Origin of the sequence: Arthrobacter ulcerisalmonis, assembly GCF_900609065.1 — a bacterium.
GTDB lineage: Bacteria > Actinomycetota > Actinomycetes > Actinomycetales > Micrococcaceae > Arthrobacter > Arthrobacter ulcerisalmonis.
The window spans coordinates 1-1,489 of the sequence record NZ_UXAU01000004.1 but is presented as its reverse complement, the minus strand read 5'-3'; the positions used below and the strand labels follow the sequence as shown (position 1 = coordinate 1,489).

The window sequence follows — 1,489 nt, the reverse complement described above, 5'->3', positions numbered from 1 at the left end:
TGAACTGCTCCCCAAATGTTGGACTGAGAAATTTTCAGTTCCGATGTGAGGGGAGCAGTTTTATGTGTTCGCGTAGTTCGTTGTCTGTGGTGCAGCGGGTGTCCGCTGTAGCGTGTTTTGAAAGGGGGCTTGGGTATCGGGCGGTGGCCCGGTATCTGGATGCGCCGCTCGTGCCGGTGAGGGGGCTGTATGGGCTGTGGAGGATTCATGGGGAAGGTGTGCTGGTGACTAAGGCGCCGAAGTCGTACTCTTTCGAGGTCAAACTCGCGTTGGTGCAGCGGTTCCTCGCGGGTGAAACCGGGCAGGAGTTGGCTGTTGAAGCGGGCCTGTCTTCACGTCAGCTGCTGCAGAAGTGGGTCAGGGCGTATCGGCAGGAGGGCGAGGACGGGCTGATGCCACAACGTAAGGGCACGCCAGCGAAGCCGAAGGCGGCACTTTCTCGGAAACCCGGGGCCGTGCCGTTCGTGAAGGCCGGGGCAGCGGAGCGGGCCGGGGAGGTTTCGGAGCTTGAGCAACTGCGTCGGGAGAACGAACTGTTGCGGGCAGAGGTGGCCTACTTGGGAAAATTGCGGGCCTTGAGGGCTCAGGAACGACGGTGAAGGTTCAAGCCATCATCGCCCTCAAGGCTGATTACCCGCTTCCGGTCCTGCTGCAGGTCGCAGGTGTGGCCCGCTCAACGTTTTTCTACCATCAAGCCCGGCTCCTGTCCCCGGACCCGCGGGAAGCACTCAAGAACGCCGTCACGGAGGTTTTCATAGCAAGCTATGGCCGTTACGGTCATCGCCGGATCCACACCGAGCTGGTCAAGCAAGGATGGACGGTGGCGAAGAAAACGGTGCTGAAGCTGATGCGTTTGTTGGCCCTGCGCTGCAAGGTCCGGCGGCGGAAACGCTATACCTCGTACCACGGCGAGCAGGGTGTGATTGCACCGAACCTGCTGAACCGGAAGTTCAACGCCGATACCCCGAACCAGAAATGGGTCACTGACGTCACCGAGTTCCGCGTCGGGGATCGGAAGCTCTACCTCTCACCCGTCATGGACCTCTTTGACCGGCAAATCATCGCGTATTCCATCGGCAACTCACCGAACCTGGACCTGGCCAACAGCTCGTTACGCCAGGCAATCACCTGCCTTGAACCGGGACAAAAACCGTTGGTGCACTCGGACCAAGGCTTCCAATACCAGCACATGTTCTGGCGGCAGCTGCTCAGCGAAGCCGGCGCCACCCAATCCATGTCCCGCAAGGGCAACTGCTACGACAACGCCGTCATGGAGAACTTCTTCGGACACCTCAAGGAAGAACTCTTCCACCACGTCCGATTCCTCAACACCGACGCCCTAGCAACAGCACTGCACGAGTACATCCACTGGTACAACACCAAACGAATCTCAACCAAACTCAACGGTCTAAGCCCGGTCCAATACCGGGCCCAAGCCACCGCAGCCTAGAATCCCAATAAACCAGTCCAACAAACGGGGACCAGTTCA

At 59.3% G+C, this 1,489-nt stretch carries 2 protein-coding genes; both read left to right on the top strand.

Annotated elements, in window-relative coordinates; all coding sequences use genetic code 11:
* Positions 1-224: 224 nt before the first annotated feature.
* Complete coding sequence (locus tag PSET11_RS16700; protein WP_203415856.1) at positions 225-599, top strand: helix-turn-helix domain-containing protein; 375 nt, start codon at positions 225-227, stop codon at positions 597-599.
* On the top strand, positions 596-1,450 hold the full coding sequence (locus PSET11_RS16695; RefSeq protein ID WP_203415855.1) for an IS3 family transposase: 855 nt from the start codon (positions 596-598) through the stop codon (positions 1,448-1,450). The genes PSET11_RS16700 and PSET11_RS16695 overlap by 4 nt, the downstream gene beginning before the upstream one ends.
* The last annotated feature ends 39 nt before the right edge of the window (positions 1,451-1,489 follow it).